The sequence below is a fragment of the Pseudomonas sp. TNT2022 ID1044 genome (assembly GCF_028656895.1).
GTDB lineage: Bacteria > Pseudomonadota > Gammaproteobacteria > Pseudomonadales > Pseudomonadaceae > Aquipseudomonas > Aquipseudomonas reinekei.
The window spans coordinates 248776-266879 of sequence record NZ_JAMDHB010000025.1; the positions used below are offsets into that span (position 1 = coordinate 248776).

At 58.8% G+C, this 18104-nt stretch carries 14 protein-coding genes; 12 read left to right on the top strand and 2 right to left on the bottom strand.

Annotated elements, in window-relative coordinates; genetic code table 11:
- The first annotated feature begins 52 nt into the window (after positions 1 to 52).
- From M5G20_RS26470 to M5G20_RS26490, 5 genes are all read left to right on the top strand, one after another.
- Positions 53 to 1720, top strand: a complete 1668-nt coding sequence (locus M5G20_RS26470) for a DUF1302 domain-containing protein (RefSeq protein WP_273921612.1) — start codon at positions 53 to 55, stop codon at positions 1718 to 1720.
- A gap of 27 nt (positions 1721 to 1747) precedes the next feature.
- Entirely contained in the window at positions 1748 to 3109 is a 1362-nt protein-coding gene (locus tag M5G20_RS26475; RefSeq protein WP_273921613.1) for a DUF1329 domain-containing protein, read from the top strand.
- A gap of 210 nt (positions 3110 to 3319) precedes the next feature.
- Entirely contained in the window at positions 3320 to 4357 is a 1038-nt protein-coding gene (locus tag M5G20_RS26480; RefSeq protein ID WP_083376108.1) for an amidohydrolase family protein, read from the top strand.
- Positions 4354 to 5541 carry a phosphotransferase gene (locus M5G20_RS26485; RefSeq protein ID WP_273921614.1) on the top strand — a complete coding sequence of 396 codons (1188 nt, stop codon included), beginning with the start codon at positions 4354 to 4356 and terminating at the stop codon, positions 5539 to 5541. Before M5G20_RS26480 ends, M5G20_RS26485 begins: the two co-directional genes overlap by 4 nt.
- Positions 5542 to 5543: 2 nt before the next feature.
- On the top strand, positions 5544 to 6329 hold the full coding sequence (locus tag M5G20_RS26490) for a tyrosine-protein phosphatase (RefSeq protein ID WP_273921615.1): 786 nt from the start codon (positions 5544 to 5546) through the stop codon (positions 6327 to 6329).
- On the opposite strand, the gene M5G20_RS26495 is transcribed toward M5G20_RS26490, so the two are convergent.
- Together M5G20_RS26495 and M5G20_RS26500 are read right to left on the bottom strand one after the other, a co-directional pair.
- Positions 6326 to 7210, bottom strand: coding sequence for a DMT family transporter (locus M5G20_RS26495; protein WP_273921616.1), 885 nt, complete (start codon positions 7208 to 7210; stop codon positions 6326 to 6328). The two genes, M5G20_RS26490 and M5G20_RS26495, sit on opposite strands and share 4 nt — an antisense overlap.
- 64 nt (positions 7211 to 7274) lie before the next feature.
- Complete coding sequence (locus M5G20_RS26500) at positions 7275 to 8120, bottom strand: SDR family oxidoreductase (RefSeq protein WP_273921618.1); 846 nt, start codon at positions 8118 to 8120, stop codon at positions 7275 to 7277.
- A gap of 420 nt (positions 8121 to 8540) precedes the next feature.
- On the opposite strand from M5G20_RS26500, the gene M5G20_RS26505 reads away from it, so the two are divergent.
- The 7 genes from M5G20_RS26505 (at position 8541) to M5G20_RS26535 (ending at position 18078) form a co-directional block, all read left to right on the top strand.
- Positions 8541 to 10202, top strand: a complete 1662-nt coding sequence (locus tag M5G20_RS26505) for a DUF1302 domain-containing protein (RefSeq protein ID WP_273921619.1) — start codon at positions 8541 to 8543, stop codon at positions 10200 to 10202.
- Between the two features lie 30 nt (positions 10203 to 10232).
- Positions 10233 to 11600, top strand: coding sequence for a DUF1329 domain-containing protein (locus M5G20_RS26510; protein WP_273921620.1), 1368 nt, complete (start codon positions 10233 to 10235; stop codon positions 11598 to 11600).
- 95 nt (positions 11601 to 11695) lie between these two features.
- Positions 11696 to 12826 carry a YCF48-related protein gene (locus M5G20_RS26515; protein WP_273921621.1) on the top strand — a complete coding sequence of 377 codons (1131 nt, stop codon included), beginning with the start codon at positions 11696 to 11698 and terminating at the stop codon, positions 12824 to 12826.
- 35 nt (positions 12827 to 12861) lie between these two features.
- Complete coding sequence (locus tag M5G20_RS26520) at positions 12862 to 15393, top strand: efflux RND transporter permease subunit (protein ID WP_273921622.1); 2532 nt, start codon at positions 12862 to 12864, stop codon at positions 15391 to 15393.
- Positions 15394 to 15439: 46 nt separating this feature from the next.
- Positions 15440 to 16411, top strand: a complete 972-nt coding sequence (locus M5G20_RS26525; protein ID WP_273921623.1) for a lactoylglutathione lyase — start codon at positions 15440 to 15442, stop codon at positions 16409 to 16411.
- Entirely contained in the window at positions 16408 to 17226 is an 819-nt protein-coding gene (locus tag M5G20_RS26530; RefSeq protein ID WP_273921624.1) for an enoyl-CoA hydratase/isomerase family protein, read from the top strand. Before M5G20_RS26525 ends, M5G20_RS26530 begins: the two co-directional genes overlap by 4 nt.
- 30 nt (positions 17227 to 17256) lie before the next feature.
- Positions 17257 to 18078, top strand: a complete 822-nt coding sequence (locus M5G20_RS26535) for an SDR family NAD(P)-dependent oxidoreductase (RefSeq protein WP_273921625.1) — start codon at positions 17257 to 17259, stop codon at positions 18076 to 18078.
- The last annotated feature ends 26 nt before the right edge of the window (positions 18079 to 18104 follow it).

Below are 18104 nucleotides of genomic sequence, written 5' to 3' on the forward strand. Positions count from 1 at the left end.
GCGACCGGGGCTCGGCCAAAACGACTGACAATAAAAACAAAAGGTGGTCTGCATGAAAAAGATGAGTAAACAGGGGTGCATGCGAGCCCAGCGGGCGATGGTACTGCTGGCGGTCGGGGAAATGGCGTTGGGTTACGGTGGTGCTGTTTTGGCGGCGCCGATCGAACTGTCCAACCCGGACTTTCACCTGCGTTGGGACAACACCCTGCGCTACAACCTGGGGATGCGCATGGAGGACCAGGACCGGCGCATCATGAACAACCCCAACTACGATGAATCCGATGGAAAATTCGACAAGGGCGACATCGTTACCAACCGTATAGACTTGCTCACCGAACTCGACTTTGCCTACCGAAAGGACTGGGGGGCACGGCTCAGCGCTGCCGGCTGGTATGACCAGGCGTACCACGACAACGATGTGCGCAGTCATGTCGCCGGGTTCCAGACCAGCTACGACAACGATCATTACAGTTCTGAAGTGAAGCGCTACGTCGAAGGCCCCTCGGGGGAAATTCTCGATGCCTTTGTCTGGAAGAACCTGCGCCTGGGCGATGCTTCGGTGAACGTCAAGATCGGCCGCCATACCAATTACTGGGGCGAGGGATTGCTATTCGGCGCCCATGCGATTTCCTATTCGCAAGCGCCACTTGATGGGGCCAAGGCGGTGACCAGTCCCGGTATCGAAACCAAGGAAGTGTTCTTGCCCATCGGGCAGATTTCCGTCAAGGCCCAGGCCACCGACAACCTGACCCTGGCCGCGCAGTATTTCTACGAATGGGATTACACCCGTATCCCGTACGGCGGCACCTACTTCGGCGCGGCGGACCCGTTTTTCGAAGGCCCGGACCGCTTGCCGGTAGCCCCGGGTTTTTCCTTTAACCGGGAGAAATCGAAATACGGTCGCGACTCCGCCAACTGGGGTCTGATGGCCAAGTACGACGTTGAAGCAATTCAATCGACGTTGGGCGCGTATTACCGCCAGTTCGATGACTACCAACCCTGGCTGGCGCCAGAAGTCTCGGCCGCTACCGGCAGCTACCGTCTGGTGTACCCACGCAGCGTCAAACTGGTCGGCTTGAGTTTGTCGACTGTGCTCGACACGGTGTCGATCGGAAGCGAGATTTCGTATCGCAAGGGCGGTGCGTTGAACGCGGTCGGCGTCGATCCTTCCGACAACGAAGGTCCGCGTGGCGATACGTTCCACTTCGTCGCCAACGCCGTGTATGGAGTGCCGCGTAACTTTATCGCCAACAACGCCACGCTGATCGGCGAGTTCGCCTACAGCCACCTGCGCAAAGTAACCGAGCACGAAGAACTTTACCTGGGTGAGAACAGCAGCAACTGTGTCGACCCACGAGTCGGCACGCCCGGTTCAGGGGACAAACGCGACGGCTGTTCGACCCGAGATTACGCGGCCATCGCGGTCAATTACACACCGCAATACCTGTCGGTATTTCCGTCTTGGGACATGACCGTGCCGCTGACCGTCAATTATGGCCTGTCGGGCAACGCCGCCAGCGCCGGCGGTGGTAACGAAGGCGCGCTGACCTGGTCTGCCGGCGTGCAGCTGACGTATGCCCAGCGTTACGAATTTGGCTTGCGTTACTCCGACACCGACGCCCAATCGAAGAACATTCCCGGTGACACCGTCGGTGGCAACGGCGCCGTGGGCGGAACCGACCGTGGCTGGCTGGCCTTCACCTTTAAAACCTCCATCTAAAAAAGCCAAGAAGCGGAGTACCTGTTTATGAAAGGACAATTTGCATTGGCAGTGGCGCTGTTGAGCATCGCCACCTGCAGCCTGGGCGCGGCACCGGCCGACCAGGTTGCGCAAATCGGTAAAACCCTGACGCCGTTCGGCGCGATTATCGCGGGCAATGCCGATGGCAGCATTCCTCCCTATACCGGCGGCCTGACGCAGAGCCCGCCAGGCTTCAAGCCGGACAGCGGATTCTGGGCCGACCCCTTCAAGGATGAAAAACCGCTGCTGCGGATCAACTCGAAAAACATGGAGCAGTACGCCGACCGCTTGAGCGGCGGGCAAAAAATGCTGCTGAGTAAGTTCCCCGACTACTACCTGGATATTTACCCCACCCACCGCACCGCGGCGTACCCGCAAGCGTTGCTCGATGCCTCTGTGCGCAACGCCAGTAACTGCCGCACGACCAAGGACAACCTCGCGGTCGATCCGGCATGCCGAGGCGGGCTGCCGTTCCCGCTGCCGCAAAACGGCAATGAAGTCATCTGGAATCAACAACTGCGCTACAAGGGTACGGGTTACACCACCACGGCTTCGTCCAACAGTTGGGTAGTGGATTCTCAGGGTTCGGTGACCAAGACCGCCGAGTCCGCGACCATGGAGGAGGCGCCGTACTACCAGACTCAACAGGCCGATCGCGATCCGCAGTTGTACTACCGCGCCTGGGCACTGGACAGTTATCCGGCCCGCAGCGCCGGGCAACTGATCATCCTCGCTGACTACCTCGACCCGCAAAGCCAGCCACGGCGTGCCTGGAGCTACACCCCAGGCATGCGCCGCATCAAGTTGGCGCCGGAGTTCGCCTACGACACGCCGGTGCCCAACCAGGGCGGTGTGAACCTGTTCGACGAATTGCAGATGTTCTCCGGTAGCCAGGACCGTTTCGATTACAAACTGGTGGGCCGCAAGGAGATGTACATTCCGTATAACGCCTACAAGTTCTACTTCAGTTGCGGCCAGGAAGAACAGTTCAAGCCGCATCATGCCAACCCGGCTTGCGAGCGCTGGGAACTGCACCGGGTGTGGGTGGTGGAAGCGACTCTGAAATCGGGCAAACGCCACGTCTACAGCAAGCGCACCTACTACCTCGACGAAGACACTTTTGGTGCCGGCCTGTATGACGCCTGGGACCAGGGCGGGGTGCTGTATCGCGCGCTGTTCCAGAGTGGCGTGCAGCTGTACGACAAAAACCTGCCGTACACGGTAAAAAACGTCAGCTATGACTTCAACAAAGGCATGTGGTCTTTGCTCAACGATGGCCTCAAGGGCGGATATCGGGTGCACGACACACCGTTATCGGAGCGTGACATGAAGCCTGAATCGATTGTTTCCCAGGAAACCCAACGCTGATTTCATCGGTTGGACACGCATTTGCGGCCTGAGAGGGCTGCTTTTGTTTGTGCGGATTTTATAAAAAGGTAGCCCTGGGACTCATATTTAAATGAACACATATTAGAAATGTGTTTATATTATTGGAGGTGCAGTTATCCCTTAAATTGATCCGAATGCCCTGCGAGCGGGTCGTTCGGTCTGCTGGCTAATTACAACAAGGAGAACGCCATGCTGATTGATGTCCACGCCCACTTGCTGACTGAGGGCATGCTGAACCGCCACGAGTTCTGGGGGCCATTCATGAAAGTGCAGGGGCTGACCGTGGGGCATTTTTCCCTCGGTACCAAGCAACCGGCCAAAGCTGCGACGGATGCCGAAGCGCAGGCCAATATCCTCGCGCGCATGAGCCACGCCAGCCGTCGCAAGCTGATGGCCGAGCGGGGTGTCGACAAACTGGTGATGTCGACGCCGTCTCACTGCTTTATGTATTGGGCGGGTGATTTTGCTAACGAATACGCGCGCATCTGCAACGACGAGTTGTCGGCATTTTGTCGGGCTGATCCCGACCACTTCGATTTCTGGTGCCACGCCAACCTCGCGGATCCGCTGAATGCGGCCAAGGAAATTGAACGCGCGGTGACTCAGTTGGGCGCCAAGGGTGTGTGCGTCGGCGGGGCCAACTTCAATGGGCTGGAGGCTCACGACGAACGCCTGTTCCCCGTCTGGGAAAAGCTCACCCAGCTGGATGTACCGATCATGGTGCACGGCTTCAACCAATCGATTTACTGGGGTGAAAAACACACGGACGACAAGTTCGAAACCACGTCCATCGTCGGTGACTGCGTCGATGAAACACTGTTCTTCTGGTACCTGATCTGCGGTGGCGCGCTGGATGTTTTCCCGACCTTGAAAACCTACATCACCCATGCCGGTGGCATGGCGGTTTTCCAGTTGGGGCGCCTGAGCGAATTGAACCGGGCCATGGCACCGGACTCGCGCAATCAGCGACCGTTGATGGATTACCTGCAGAACTTTTACTTCGACCTTGACGTTCATGCGCCGGGCTTGCGCCGCGGTGTCGCCGAGGTGGTCGGTGCAGAGCGTCTGTTGTACGGCACCAACTTTGGTGGCGCCTATGACCATGGCGATCTGACCGAAGGCATCGGCTTGTCTGCTGAAGACCGCGAGAGGATTCGCAGCGGTAACGCGATTGAACTGCTCAAGCTGAAGGTGCCGGCCAACGCTGGTCGGGTGCTGACACCGTGACGGACAGCTCGCTGGGGAAGCCTTACCCGCAGCGCAGCGGACGGTTGCCACGGCACCTGAGTGAAATCACCGCATCCTGGCTAACTCAGCTATTGCAGCCGCGTTATCCGGGCGTCGAGGTGCTGGCGTTGACGGCAGTGGAAGTTCGAAACGGTCACACCACCAAATTCCGCGTCAGGCTTGAGTTGAATGAGGTCGGTCAGCGCGCGGGGATTCCTGCGCACGTGTGCCTGAAGTCGAATTGGTCCGAGGGTTTCGAGAGCGGCGATATCTGTGAGCTGGAAGCGCGCTTTTATCATTTAGCGCACGGCTGGTCCGATGCGCCACTGCCAGACACCTATCTCACCGACTGGGACGCCGATGGCGGCGGTCGAGGCGTGGTGATGATGGAAGACCTTGGCCTGGCTGCCGGGAAATTTGGCCATAGCACCGATCACCTGGGCGTGGACGGCGTCGCAGGGGGGCTGGAATCACTGGCGACGTTGCATGCTGCCACCTGGAACAGTCCGCAGCTACGGGGCCAGGGCTGGCTGCCGGTGTCGATGGCCAACCCGGTGGACAGCGACGGCCTGCTGCGCATGTACAACTACATCAAGGTCAATCTGCGCAAACCGGAATATCAGCGTCTGTTGCCGAAATGGATGTACGAGACACCGGAGTTGTTCAGCCATGCCTTCGACGAATTGGCTGCCTTCGAAGGGGAGCAGAGTTCTCCCAGTTGTCTGATCCATGGCGACTCGCACCAGGGCAACAGTTTTTTACGCAGTGACGGTCAACGTATCTGGCTGGATTGGCAACTCGCCCGGTATGGCCGGCCATGGCGCGATGTCGCCTACTTCATGCTGGGAGCATTGACCGTGGCAGAGCGCCGCGCCGATGCGCAGCGGTTACTCTGCGTGTACCGCGAAAAACTGACCAGCCTCGGTGCCGAAGGCGTGCTCGACCAGAACGCGGCGTGGGAACAATTGCGGCGTTGGCCGGTTTGGGGGATGCAGACCTGGATGTCGAATATGGATGAATGGGGGCAGGCAGGGCTGCCGATGGTGGAACGTTTTTTCGCCGCTGCTGAAGATTTCGATACCCTGCACTTGCTGACTCACGGTCGTAAGCCACGCCGGACGCCGATACTGGGGCAGGGCGCGCGGCCATTGACAGAGGCCTATCAGCACTTGTTGGAGAATTGAGCATGAGTAACCCGGAACACTTGCTGCTGCAAGGCGCGGATAACTTTCGCAGTTTGAAAGGCATGCCCACCCGGTGTGGTCGCCGCATTGGCGGCCATACTCTGTTACGGGCAGACCAATTGCATCGCCTGACCGCTGAAGACTGGCAGACGTTACAGCGTATTAAGCTAAAGACCGTCTGCGACTTACGCAGCGCGGGCGAGCGTGGGCACTACCCGAGCCGTCTGCCTGATTCGGGTATGCACCTATTGCATCTGGAGGTCATCGGCGATCTGCGTGCCGATCCACAGATTGCCGCGATGCTGGCCGACAATCCGGCAGAGGAGGGGGCACGGTGCATGGTGCTGGAGGTTTACCGGCAACTACCGGGAATGTTGGCGCCCCGGCTGTCAGCATTGTTTGAGCGGTTGTCTGGAGAGAATGCTTCGGTGCTGATTCACTGCGCGGCAGGCAAGGACCGCACCGGCGTGGCGGTCATGCTGCTGTTGCACGCCCTAGGCGTGGCGCCTGAACACATCATGGCTGACTACTTGCGTTCGGCACGACGTTTCAGCCAGCTGGATGCAGAACGTCAGGAGGCGATGAGTAATACGGTGAGTCGCATGGTGGGCCAGCCGGTAAGCGAATCAGCGATCGACGCTGTATTGGATGCCCGGCCCGAGTACTTGAATGCTGCTTATGCGGTGATCGAGGCCGAGTACGGTGGGGTGGATTGCTATCTGCAACGCTTCAGTGGTTTGAGCACCGAGCGTTTGCAGCGATTGCGAGATACCTTGCTGGTCGCCTAGGTCACGACTTCGGTCATGGCCCGCGCAGGTTTCCATTGCGCCAATCCAATCCCCAGCAAGATCAATCCGCCGCCGACCGCGTGGTACAGGTGCAATGTTTCCCCCAGCAACACAATCGCCAACACCGCGGTAAATAACGGGACCAGGTTCATCAGCACGGCGGTTTTTTCCGGCCCCAGAGTTTGCAGGCCTCTCATCCATAAGCCGGGCGCCAGCGCCGAGGCAAACAGACCCGCGAACAATACCAGCGGGACATTAGCGGTTGTCAGGGCTATCGAAGGGGCTAGCAAAAAAGGCGGCAGCAACAGCAGGGTGCCGCAGATTATTTGCACGTAAAGGCTTTCCCAGGTCGGCAGGGGAATCTGCCAGCGCTTGACCAGCACGCAGTACAACGCGTACGACAGCGAGGCTAGCAACATCATCAATTCTCCTCGGCCAACCCCGTGTGCCCAGAGCGAGGGCAGGTCGCCTGCGGCCAGCAACCACGTCAGCCCGGCAAACGACACCAGAGCGCCGATCAATAACGTCACGGTCGGTCGGGTATTGAGCAGGGGAAAGGCGAGCAGCACCGTGAGCAGGGGCATGGTCGCCAGGATCAGGCCCATGGAAGTGGCGCTGACAGTGTGCGCAGCGAAATACGCCAGCGACTGGTACAGCGACATGCCGAGCAAGCCCAGCAACCACAGCTTGGACAGGTGCGGCCGAATCTGCTGCCGCAAACGCCAGACCCTGGGCAACAACACCGGTGACAACACCAGCAACGCGACCAGCCAGCGGTAAAAGGAAATGGCGGCGGGGTCAATCACCCCAACCGACAGGCGATTGACCACGGTACTGGCGGCCCAGATCAGTGTGGCAAGAACAGGGAACAGCAAGTTCATCACGGGTGCGCCAACGTTGAGGGTGCGCAGTGCGCACCGGAGCGGTTGTCGATGTGTAATCGCGTTATTCGCTGGCAGCGTTACGTGCGGCGATCGTCGCGGCAAAATCGCGCTTAAGGGTTGGGAAGTAGGCAATCTGCCCACCCATGCCACCGGCAATGTCGATCGAGGCGGCGCTGATGAAGCTGGCATATTCGCTGGCGAGAAACAGTGCCATACCGGCAACGTCTTCTGGTTTGCCATAACGCCCGAGCGGTACCACTTTCATCACCATGGCGTCGAACTCCTCGCGACTGACGCCAGGTCCCATTTCCTTGTAATGACGGTCCCACTGGCCGGTATCGATCCAACCCATGTTCAGGCTGTTGACCAGGATATTGTCCTTGGGCAGCGACATGCCCAGCGAGCGGGAGAGGGCGATGCAAGATGCGCGGTTAATCACCGAAGGGATGCCGTCGGGCGTTGGAATCACCCCGGCCAGGGCGTTGATTTCGATGATCCGCCCCCAGCGCTGTTCACGCATGAACGGCACCACCGCCTGGACGAAGCGGAAATGCCCCATTTGCAGAATGTTGGCATGTTCGAGGATGACTTCCGGGGTTAGGGTGTCGAGGTTGCCGCCACGGCCTTGACCGGCGTTGTTCACCAATACATCGATCCCGCCCCACGCGTGTGCAACTTCAGCAACAAACGCCTTGACCCCCTCACTGTCCGTCACGTCGACAGCCCGGGCAATCACCGCCTGGGCATGTTCCGCGAGTTGCGTGCCGACTTCGCGGACGTCTGCCTCGCTGCGTGCGCATATCGCTACCCGTGCCCCTTCAGCTGCGAATGCCCGGGCGATGGCCAGACCAATGCCTCGGGAAGCGCCTGTGATGATCACGCGCTTGGCCCTCAAATCAATATTCATGGTGGCTCCTCTTGTTTTTCTTCTGCCGGTTCACTGCCATTTTACCTGCGCGACGTCAGGCGTTCTGTGGGAGTGGCAGGGGCTATTGAAAGCCCAAAGCACAAAAGCGTCAAAGTTTATTTGAACGTTTATCTGTTTTGTGTGCAGTATTTACCGGCGGAACGCCTTTGTTGAAACGATTCTTCACCTTAGCGGGTGTAAAATTCTATATATAGAATCGAAATCTTTATGTGGAATTTTATTTTGTGATCCGTTACGGTGACTTTCAACTGAGGAGGAAAGTGTTTCTGGAAGCGTGCCAGACCTCTTCAGCGGACTGTCCAGGCGAGACATTCAACGATATTGTGGGGTAGCGCATATCGCTGAAGCGACCGTTTGAACGCACATAGCGACTGAAAATAACAATAAAAGGTAGTGTGTATGAATCATAAGACCAAGCAGAGTCGGCTGGTACTGGCTCAAGGTGCGCTTACGCTGATGATGGTTGGCGGCTCTCAAGGCGTCATGGCGCTCTCTTTCGATCTGCCGAACCCTGATTATCGCCTGCGTTGGGACAACACGGTCCGCTACAACCTGGGCATGCGGACTGACAGTCAGGACAGTCGCATCATGAACACGCCGAACTTCGACGAGTCCGACGGCAAGTTCGATAAAGGTGACATTGTTACAAATCGTCTCGATGTGTTGAGCGAACTCGATTTTTCCTACCTCAACGAGTGGGGTGGACGCCTCAGTGGTGCAGGCTGGTTCGACCAGGCCTATAACGATCACGATGTGAAAAGTAACGTACCCGGCTACGCCACCAGCTATCACAACAATCGTTACAGCGATGAAGTGAAGCGCTACATGAACGGCCCGTCGGGAGAGATTCTCGATGCCTTCGTCTGGCGCAACTTCAACATAGGCGATACACCGGTCAACGTGAAAGTCGGTCGTCATACCAACTATTGGGGTGAAAGCCTGTTGTTCGGGGCGCACGCCGTGTCCTACTCCCAGGCACCCAGCGATGGTGTGAAAGCCTCGACCAGCCCGGGTATTGAAACCAAGGAAGTGTTCCTGCCGGTGGGGCAGATTTCGGCCAAGGCCCAGGTCACTGATCACCTATCGGTTGCCGGTCAATACTTCTACGAATGGGAGCCCACGCGCATTCCTTATGGTGGTACTTATTTCGGCGCGGCCGACCCATTGTTCGAAGGGCCGGACCAACTGCCGGTAGCGCCTAACGGAGCGACGTTTCAGCGTCAGGATTCGCGCTTCGGTCGCGATGGCAAAAACTGGGGCGTGATGGCCAAACTCAATGTTGAAGAAGTCGAATCGACATTCGGCGCCTACTATCGCCAGTTCGACGACTACCAGCCTTGGCTGGCCCCGCAGGTCAAGGCAGCGCTGGGTTCGTACCGGGTTGTTTACCCGCGTGGCGTGAAGCTGGCAGGCGTCAGTTTTGCCCGGGTTTTCAACACGGTTGCGGTCGGCTCTGAACTGTCCTACCGCATGAACGGTGCCTTGAATGCCACCGGCGTCAGCGCGCTGGACGACGAAGGCCCGCGCGGCGACACCATTCACTTTATTGCCAACGCTGTTTACGGCGTGCCGCGTAACTTCATTTCGAACAACGCGACCCTCGTTGGTGAGTTTGCCTACAGCCACCTGGATCGCGTGACTGAACACGAAGAGCTCTATAAAGGTGTCGGAAAAGCCGCTTGTACCAATGCCAGAACGCCAGGTATCGCCGGGTCCGGCAGCGAGTCGGATGGCTGCTCCTCGAAAGATTATTATGCAGTCGCGGTCAACTACACTCCGCAGTACATTTCGATCTTCCCATCCTGGGACATGGATGTGCCTCTCACCGTCAACTACGGCCTGCATGGCAACGCACCAACAGCCGGTGGCGGCAGCGAAGGCGCGCTGGCTTACTCCGTCGGCGTCAAACTCACTTATGCCCAGCTGTATGAATTCGGCCTGCGTTATGCCGACACAGCGGCCCAACCGAAGAACCTGGCCAATGGCACCGTCGCCGGTAACGGTAACGTAGGCGGTGAAGACCGCGGCTGGCTGGCTTTTACCTTCAAGACCTCCTTCTGATAAATCAAACAAGAATCGGAGAACGTGTTCATGAAACGTCCACTTGCATTAACTGCCGTCCTGATGAGTTTTGCGACCTGTAGCCTCACAGCCGCCGCTGCTGGCGACGCCTCGGACCTGGGTAAGAGCCTGACGCAGTTTGGAGCGATTCAGGCCGGTAACGCCGATGGCACGATCCCCGCTTACGAGGGCGGCCTTACCACTGCTCCAGCGGGTTTCAAGCCCGACAGCGGATTTTGGGTTGATCCGTTCAAAGATGAAAAGCCACTGTTTCGCATTGACGCCAAAAACGTCGACAAGTATGCGGACAAGCTCAGTGAGGGGCAGAAAACCCTGATCAAGAAATACCCCACTTACTACATCGACATTTACCCAAGCCATCGCACGACTGCCTATCCCAAAGCGGTACTCGATGCCACCGTGCGTAACGCCAGCAGCTGCGCGATCCAGAAAGACGGTCTGGCCGTTGATCCATCTTGCCGTGGCGGCCTGCCGTTCCCGATTCCGAAGACCGGCAACGAAGTGATGTGGAACCAGCAGGTGCGCTACAAGATCGGCACCGGTTACTCGACCACGTCTTCGTCCAATAGCTGGGTAGTCGACGCAAACGGCTCGATCACCAAGACCGCCGAACAGGCGACATTCGAAGAAACCCCGTACTACCAGGTGACTCAAGCGGATCGCGATCCGCTGATGTACGCAAGAGTGTTCTCGCGCAATGACTATCCGGCGCGGCGCTCCGGTGAAGTGGTGGTGCTCACTGACTTCCTCGATCCATTGGCAAAGGCCCGTCGTTCGTTCAGTTATTCCCCAGGTCAGCGCCGGGTGAAACTGGCACCGGAATTTGCCTTTGATACACCCGTTGCCAGCCAGGGTGGCGTGACGCTGTTCGACGAACTGCAAATGTTCTCCGGGAGCCAGGACCGTTTTGACTACAAGCTGGTCGGTCGCAAGGAAATGTACATCCCGTACAACGCCTACAAATTCTACTTCGGCGTCGGCAAGCAGGAAGACCAGTTCATGCCGCATCACGCCAACCCGGCGAATGAGCGTTGGGAGCTGCATCGGGTGTGGGTCGTGGAAGCGACGTTGAAACCGGGTATGCGACACGTCTACAGCAAACGCACTTACTACCTGGATGAAGATACCTTCGGCGTCGGCCTGTATGACGCGTGGGACAAGAGCGGCGCGCTGTATCGCTCGATCTTCCTCAGCGGCGTCCAGCTCTACGACAAAAACATTCCCTACAACGTGAAAAACGTCGTGTATGACTTCAACAAAGGCATGTACGCGTTGCTCAACGATGGTTTGAAAGGCGGCTACAAGTTCATCGACAAACCACTCTCCGAGCGTGACATGAATCCTGAAGCCATTGTGGCTCGGGTCACCCAGCGCTGATGTGATTTCACCTGTCCTGCCTGCCGGTTTGCGCATCAAGCCGGGCAGGCAGAACAGGTGTATTTGCCACGCGGGATGGTTAAGGAATAAAAATAATGACTAGCCCTTGCCCTGCTTCTTTTCTTCTCTGCACTTCGCGCCTGCTTCTGGCTGTCGCGTTGACGGTCGGCGCGAGCTCATTGCTGACAACGCCTGCCTACAGCGCCGTCGCGTCGTCGGCAGACTCGCTCGACGTGCCGGCGCAGCGGGTCGATGAACACCTGCCCGCACCCTTGTTGTCGGTCGCCACAGCGGGCGACGCGATGATTGGCGTCGGCCTTCACGGTTTGATCCAGCGCTCCATCGATGAGGGCCGCACCTGGCAACAGGTCGATAGCCCGGTGTCCAGCGATCTTGTGCAAGTGCGGTTTCGCGACGAGCGTAATGGCTGGATCGTCGGGCACGATGCGGTGGTCATGCACACCACCGATGGCGGTCAAAGCTGGCAAGTGCAACTCGACGGGCGTCGCCTGTTGACCTTGCTTAACGCTTACTACGGCCCTCGCGCTGAACAAGACGATGAAGTCGCCGCCCAGATGCTTAAGGAAGTGGCGATGGCCGCCAGTACCTCGGCGACGCCGGACGTGTTGGCCGCACCCCTTCTCGATGTGATGTTCGATGAGCACGGCAACGGATTTGCCGTGGGTGCGTTTGGCATGTTGTTGCACAGCACGGATGACGGCCAGAACTGGCAGCCATGGATCGAGCGTAGTGACAATGATCGGCGCATGCACCTGTATGGCCTGGCGGAACATGCGGGCACTTTTTACATCGGCGGCGAGCAGGGTTTGCTGCTGCGTCTGGATGGTCAGCAACAACGTTTCGTGAAAATCGATACGCCCTACACCGGCACTTACTTCGGCGTCCGCGCCTTCGACGGGCTGCTGCTGGCGTACGGGCTGCGCGGCAACCTGTTTGCCAGCCGTGATGACGGCCAGCAATGGCAGCCTGTGGCAACCAATCTCAATAGCAGCTTGGTCAGCATTGTCGAGCAGGGTGATGCATTGATCGTCGTGAGCCAGGGTGGGCAACTGGTCAGTGTTGACCGGCAGAGTTTGCAGGTCACCCCGCTGGCAGACGGGCGGGTAGGCGAGGTGTATGCAGCCAGTGCCACCAAACAGGCTGGGAGCCTGCTTGTCACGCGCTTCATTGGCGCCAAGGTCATCGATATCGCCCAGGCCAACTAAAGCCCCCGGCACGATTCCCCTACGAGAAAGAAAAAATGGTCGAGCAAAAATTCAACAGCGGGATGCCAGTGATTGCCAACCTGGAGGACTTTGACAAAAACTCCGGTGGCTGGTTTGAACGGGTCATTTTCCGTCATCGCATGGTGGTCGTCGTTGCCTGCTTGCTCGCCACTGTGGTGTTGGGCTTCTTTGCTACACGGCTTCAGGTGAATGCCAGTTTCGAGAAAATGATTCCCAGCTCCAGCCCGTACATCAAGAATTACCTGGCCTATAAAAACCAGCTACCGGGCCTGGGTAACAGCATTCGCGTAGTGGTTGAAAACAAATCCGGTGATATCTACGACGCCGACTATCTGCTGGCGCTGCAAAAGGTCAACGACACCCTGTACCTGATTCCGGGAATCGACCGCTCCTGGATGAAATCGCTGTGGATGCCCATCGTTCGCTGGAAAGAAGTGACAGAGGAGGGCATTGATGGCGGTGCGGTCATGCCATCGGATTACGACGGCAGTGACAAGTCGATCACGGCCTTGCGCCGCAACATTATGCGCTCCGGGATCATTGGCAACCTGGTGGCGAACGACGGCCAGTCGAGCATGATTGTCGCGCCGCTGCTCGATACCAATCCGCAGACCGGACAACCCCTGGATTACGGTGATTTTTCCAAGCAACTAGAAGCGCAGATTCGCTCGCTGGAAAGTGACAAGGTGGGCATCCACATTGTGGGTTTCAGCAAGCTGGTGGGAGACCTGATCGACGGCCTGTATTCGGTCATGCTGTTCTTTGGCGCATCGGTACTGATCGCCGGGTTGTTCGTCTATTTCTATACCCGCTGCCTGCGCAGTACGTTGCTGCTGGTGAGCGTGGCAGTGGCGGGGGTGGTGTGGTTGCTGGGTTTGATGCAACTCCTCGGCTACGAGCTGGACCCTTACTCCATCCTGGTGCCGTTCCTGATTTTTGCCATCGGGATCTCCCATGGCACGCAAAAAATGAACGGCATTCTTCAGGACATTGGCCGTGGCACCCATAAATACATCGCTGCGCGCTATACCTTCCGCCGCTTGTTTCTCACTGGCTTGACTGCGCTCCTGACCAATATCGTTGGTTTTGCCGTGCTGGTGATCATTGATATTCCGGTGATTCGCGACCTGGCACTGACCACCAGCATTGGCGTCGCCGTGCTGATTTTCACCAAGCTGCTGCTGATTCCGGTGGCGTTGTCGTACCTGGGCGTCAGTAAGAAAGCCGCGCGTATCGCCATCGCCAAAGATCAGGCCGGCGCAGAAAACCGGGGTTTTCTCGGGCGTCTGTGGAGCGGTCTGGATCGCTTCACCGAACGGCCGATGGCCACGGCGGTGATTGCCGTATCGTTGGTGGTGACGCTGATTGGCAGCGTTGTGATGATGCACCTCAAGGTCGGTGATCTGGATCCCGGTGCACCGGAGTTGCGTGCGGATTCGCGCTATAACCGCGATAACGCCTACATTACCAGCCACTACGGACTTTCCAGTGACCAGTTCGTGGTCATCATGAAGACCAACGAAGACAGCTGCCGTCTGTACCAGTCGCTGCAAAGCATGGACAAACTGGCCTGGCGCCTGCGCCAGACGCCAGGCGTACAGACGACCCAGTCGCTGGCCGAAACCGTGCGCATGATCAGCTCCGGCATGGCTGAAGGCAGCCCGAAATGGCTGAGCATCAGCCGTGACCAGGCGATCACCAATTCGGCGGTGGATGCAGCGATGATATCGGCACCGGGGATCACCAACCAGCAGTGCTCGGTCACGCCATTGATCGCCTACCTGGCCGATCACAAAGCGGACACCCTGAGCCGGGTATTGAAGGTCTCTGAAGAATTCGCCAAGGAAAACAACAGTCCCGCTGGCGCTGAACAGCCCGTGGAATTCCTCTTGGCCGCAGGTAATGCCGGCATCGAAGCCGCCACCAACATCGAGGTAGAGAAGGGCATCATCACCATGTACCTGGCGGTGTATGGCGCTACGGCCTTGCTCTGCCTGTTGACCTTCCGTAGTTGGCGCGCAACGTTGGTGGCGCTGATTCCTTTGCTGATGACCACGATCATCTGCAAGGCGCTGATGGTCTGGTTGGGCATCGGCCTGAAAGTGGCGACCTTGCCGGTCATCGCCGTGGGGGTAGGTGTGGGTGTCGACTACGCGTTGTATCTGCTCAGTGTGCAACTGGCGGTACAGGAGCGCGGTGGCAGCTTGGCGGTTGCGTATCGCCGCTCGCTGGACTTCACCGGTCGTGTCGTTGCACTCGTTGGCCTGACCATGGCCGCCGGAGTGATTACCTGGGCCTGGTCGCCGATCAAGTTTCAGGCGGACATGGGCATCCTGCTGACCTTCATGTTCCTGTGGAACATGCTCGGTGCGCTGGTGCTGATCCCGGCCCTCTCGCATTACCTGCTCAACCCAAAAGGCAACTCCAAGGCCGGCGTGACCCTCGATCTGGAGGACGCGCGCGCCCAGCAGGAGCCGCGCAAACCCGCGGCCGGCGCACCTGCACCCCAATTGACTGAGCTCGCCTTACCCCGGCGCGTCCGCTGACTAATAGCCGGGCACAGACCTGGCTGGCAACTGCAAGGAGAGAACAATGTTCGAGTTATTGATGAGTGCCGACATGATGGTTCCGGACCCGGACGGCATGACGGAAATGTTGGTCGACAAGCTCGGCATCTACAAACACGAACGCTGGCGCCAGGCGTTCGATAATCACCCGTACATTGCGCATTTCCTGCGGGTGCACAAATCCCTGGCGGTGTCGCCCACTCGCATCGAACCCCAATGGCACCTGGACCGGCCGAACCCCGGTGATCCGTTGTTCCATGACTTTCTGGAAAGCCTGAAGGATTTCCAGGGGCATCATCGGCCGATGCTCACGCACTCCATCGTGCTGGCCCTGCACGGGGACAAGTTCGACGCGCTGGTCGACAAACTGATGCGTCGTCGCTTGCCGTTTCGCATGGCGCAGCGCACCCCGGAAATGCCCTTCGATCGTTTATGGCTGGGTGCTACTCCCGAGCAACCGTATTACCAACCCACGGTGGATGGCGGTTTGTGCATTGAGATCATGCCGACCGAGCCTTTGCAGATGCCGCCGGAAACCTATCAGTTGCCACCGATGCAGCCGCGCGATCTCAAGCCCGGCGACATGGTCCGCGTCACCGCCCGTGGCTTCCTGGTACGCGACCTCGATGAAACCCTGCGTAAGGTCTCGACCAACCTCGACTGGGAACCGAGCGGGCCGGTCGAGAGCATCGGCAGCGAAGGTTACCGCCGTGCGCGTATGGGTTTCACCGTGCCGAATAGTGCCACCCTCGATGTCCTCGAGGCGACCTACTGGAACACCGACGCCGGCCACTACGTCAATAACTGGGGGCCGGGTCCGTACTACATCCGCATCGGTGTCAACGATCTGGCTGCCAAGGCTGAGGATCTGCGGTCACGCGGCACGCGGTTCCAGTGGATCGAATCCTCAGAGGCCGTCGGCGGCCGTGCGTTGATCAAGATCGACCCACAAGAACTCAATGGCCAGGTCTTCGAGTTCGAGGAGTGCCCTGTATGAGCACAGCGCAAAAACCGCAGCCTCCCATGCTGATCAACGATGCGGTGCGCCTTGAGCGTGATGCCATGGTGGGTTGGGTGATACTGACCCGGCCCCGGCAGATCAACGCCATCAACGACGATATTCGTCAGGGCGTTCCGCAAGCACTGGCGCTGTTGCAGCAAGACCCGGACATTCGCGTGATCGTGATTCGCGGGGAAGGTGAGCGAGGCTTTTGTGCGGGTGCTGATATCAAGGAGCGCCGTGGCCCGGAATCGAGCCTGCAAGTTCGGCAGCGCATGGAACAGGTGCGCTGGATCGAAGCCCTGGACGGCATCAGCAAACCGGTGATCGCTGCTATTCATGGTTATTGCATGGGCGGTGGGTTGGAACTGGTGCTGGCGTGTGACATCCGCTTCGCCGCGCCCGATGCCGTGTTCGCCCTGCCGGAAACCGGCCTGGGGCTGATTCCCGGCGGCGGTGGTACGCAACGGCTTTCCCGAGTGGTTGCACCGGGCCAGGCGTTGGACATGTTGCTTACTGGAGACCGGTTGGGCGCCGAACAAGCGCAGCGCATTGGTCTGGTCAGCCGCCTGGCCAGCGACAACGCCAGCCTGCTGGACGAAGTACGGGCCTTTGCTCAGCGCATCGCCAGCAAACCACCCACCGCATCGGCGTTTGTCAAACAGGCGGCCCGGGCAGCGCTCGACATGGACCTCAAACGTGGCCTGGACCTGGAGCTTGATCTGTTTGCCTTGCTGGCCCCGACCAAGGATGCCCGCGAGGCGGCCCAGGCGTTCAGTGAACGGCGCGAACCGCGGTTTACCGGCGAGTAAAGCGCGACCCAAAACAATAAGGAACAGAGCATGAGCACAGGAAAACTGGCGGGACGAGTGGCCATTATTACCGGCTCCGGTGGTGGCCTGGGCGCTGAGTGCGCACGGGTGCTGGCGTCGCATGGTGCAAGTATTGCGGTGGTCGATATCAATTTCGAGGGGGCCACAGCTGTGGCCCAATCACTCCTCGCCGAGGGGCATCAAGCCTTGGCGATCGCCACCGACGTGTCCTCGGAAGACTCCGTGCGGGCGATGGTTGCTCAGGTTAAACAGCATTTTGGCCGTATCGACATTCTGCACAACAACGCGGCGATCCTGAACGCCGAGCAACGTCAGCTAGACCGCGATTTCGTCAACCTCGACATGCAGGCCTGGGACCGCGCCATCGCCGTCAACCTGCGTGGCGCGGTGCTGTGCACCAAGCATGTGATTCCGGTCATGCTGGAGAACGGCAAGGGCTCGATTATCTTTGCCACCTCGGGTCTGGGCATGCAGGGCGATATGTCCCTGACCGGCTACGCCACCTCCAAGGCGGGGCTGATGATGTTGCCGCGCATGGTCGCCTCGCAATACGGCAAACAAGGCATTCGCGGCAACGCCGTGCAGATCGGCCTGGCACCTTCGGAACACGCCATGCCTGAACCCTTGCTCGACATCCTGCGCGACAACCACTGCACCGCCGAGCTGGGCACGCCCCGGCAGATTGCCGATGTGGTGGCGTTCCTGGCCAGTGACGAATCCTCATTTGTCACGGGCACCACGCTGGTCGCTGATGGTGGTTTCAGCAGCCACACCCCCTCCCTGGTGGCGATGCGCGCGCTGTTTGCGCAGATGGGCCGCACCGGCATGTAACCCTTGCCCGGCGCATCCCGTGCGGT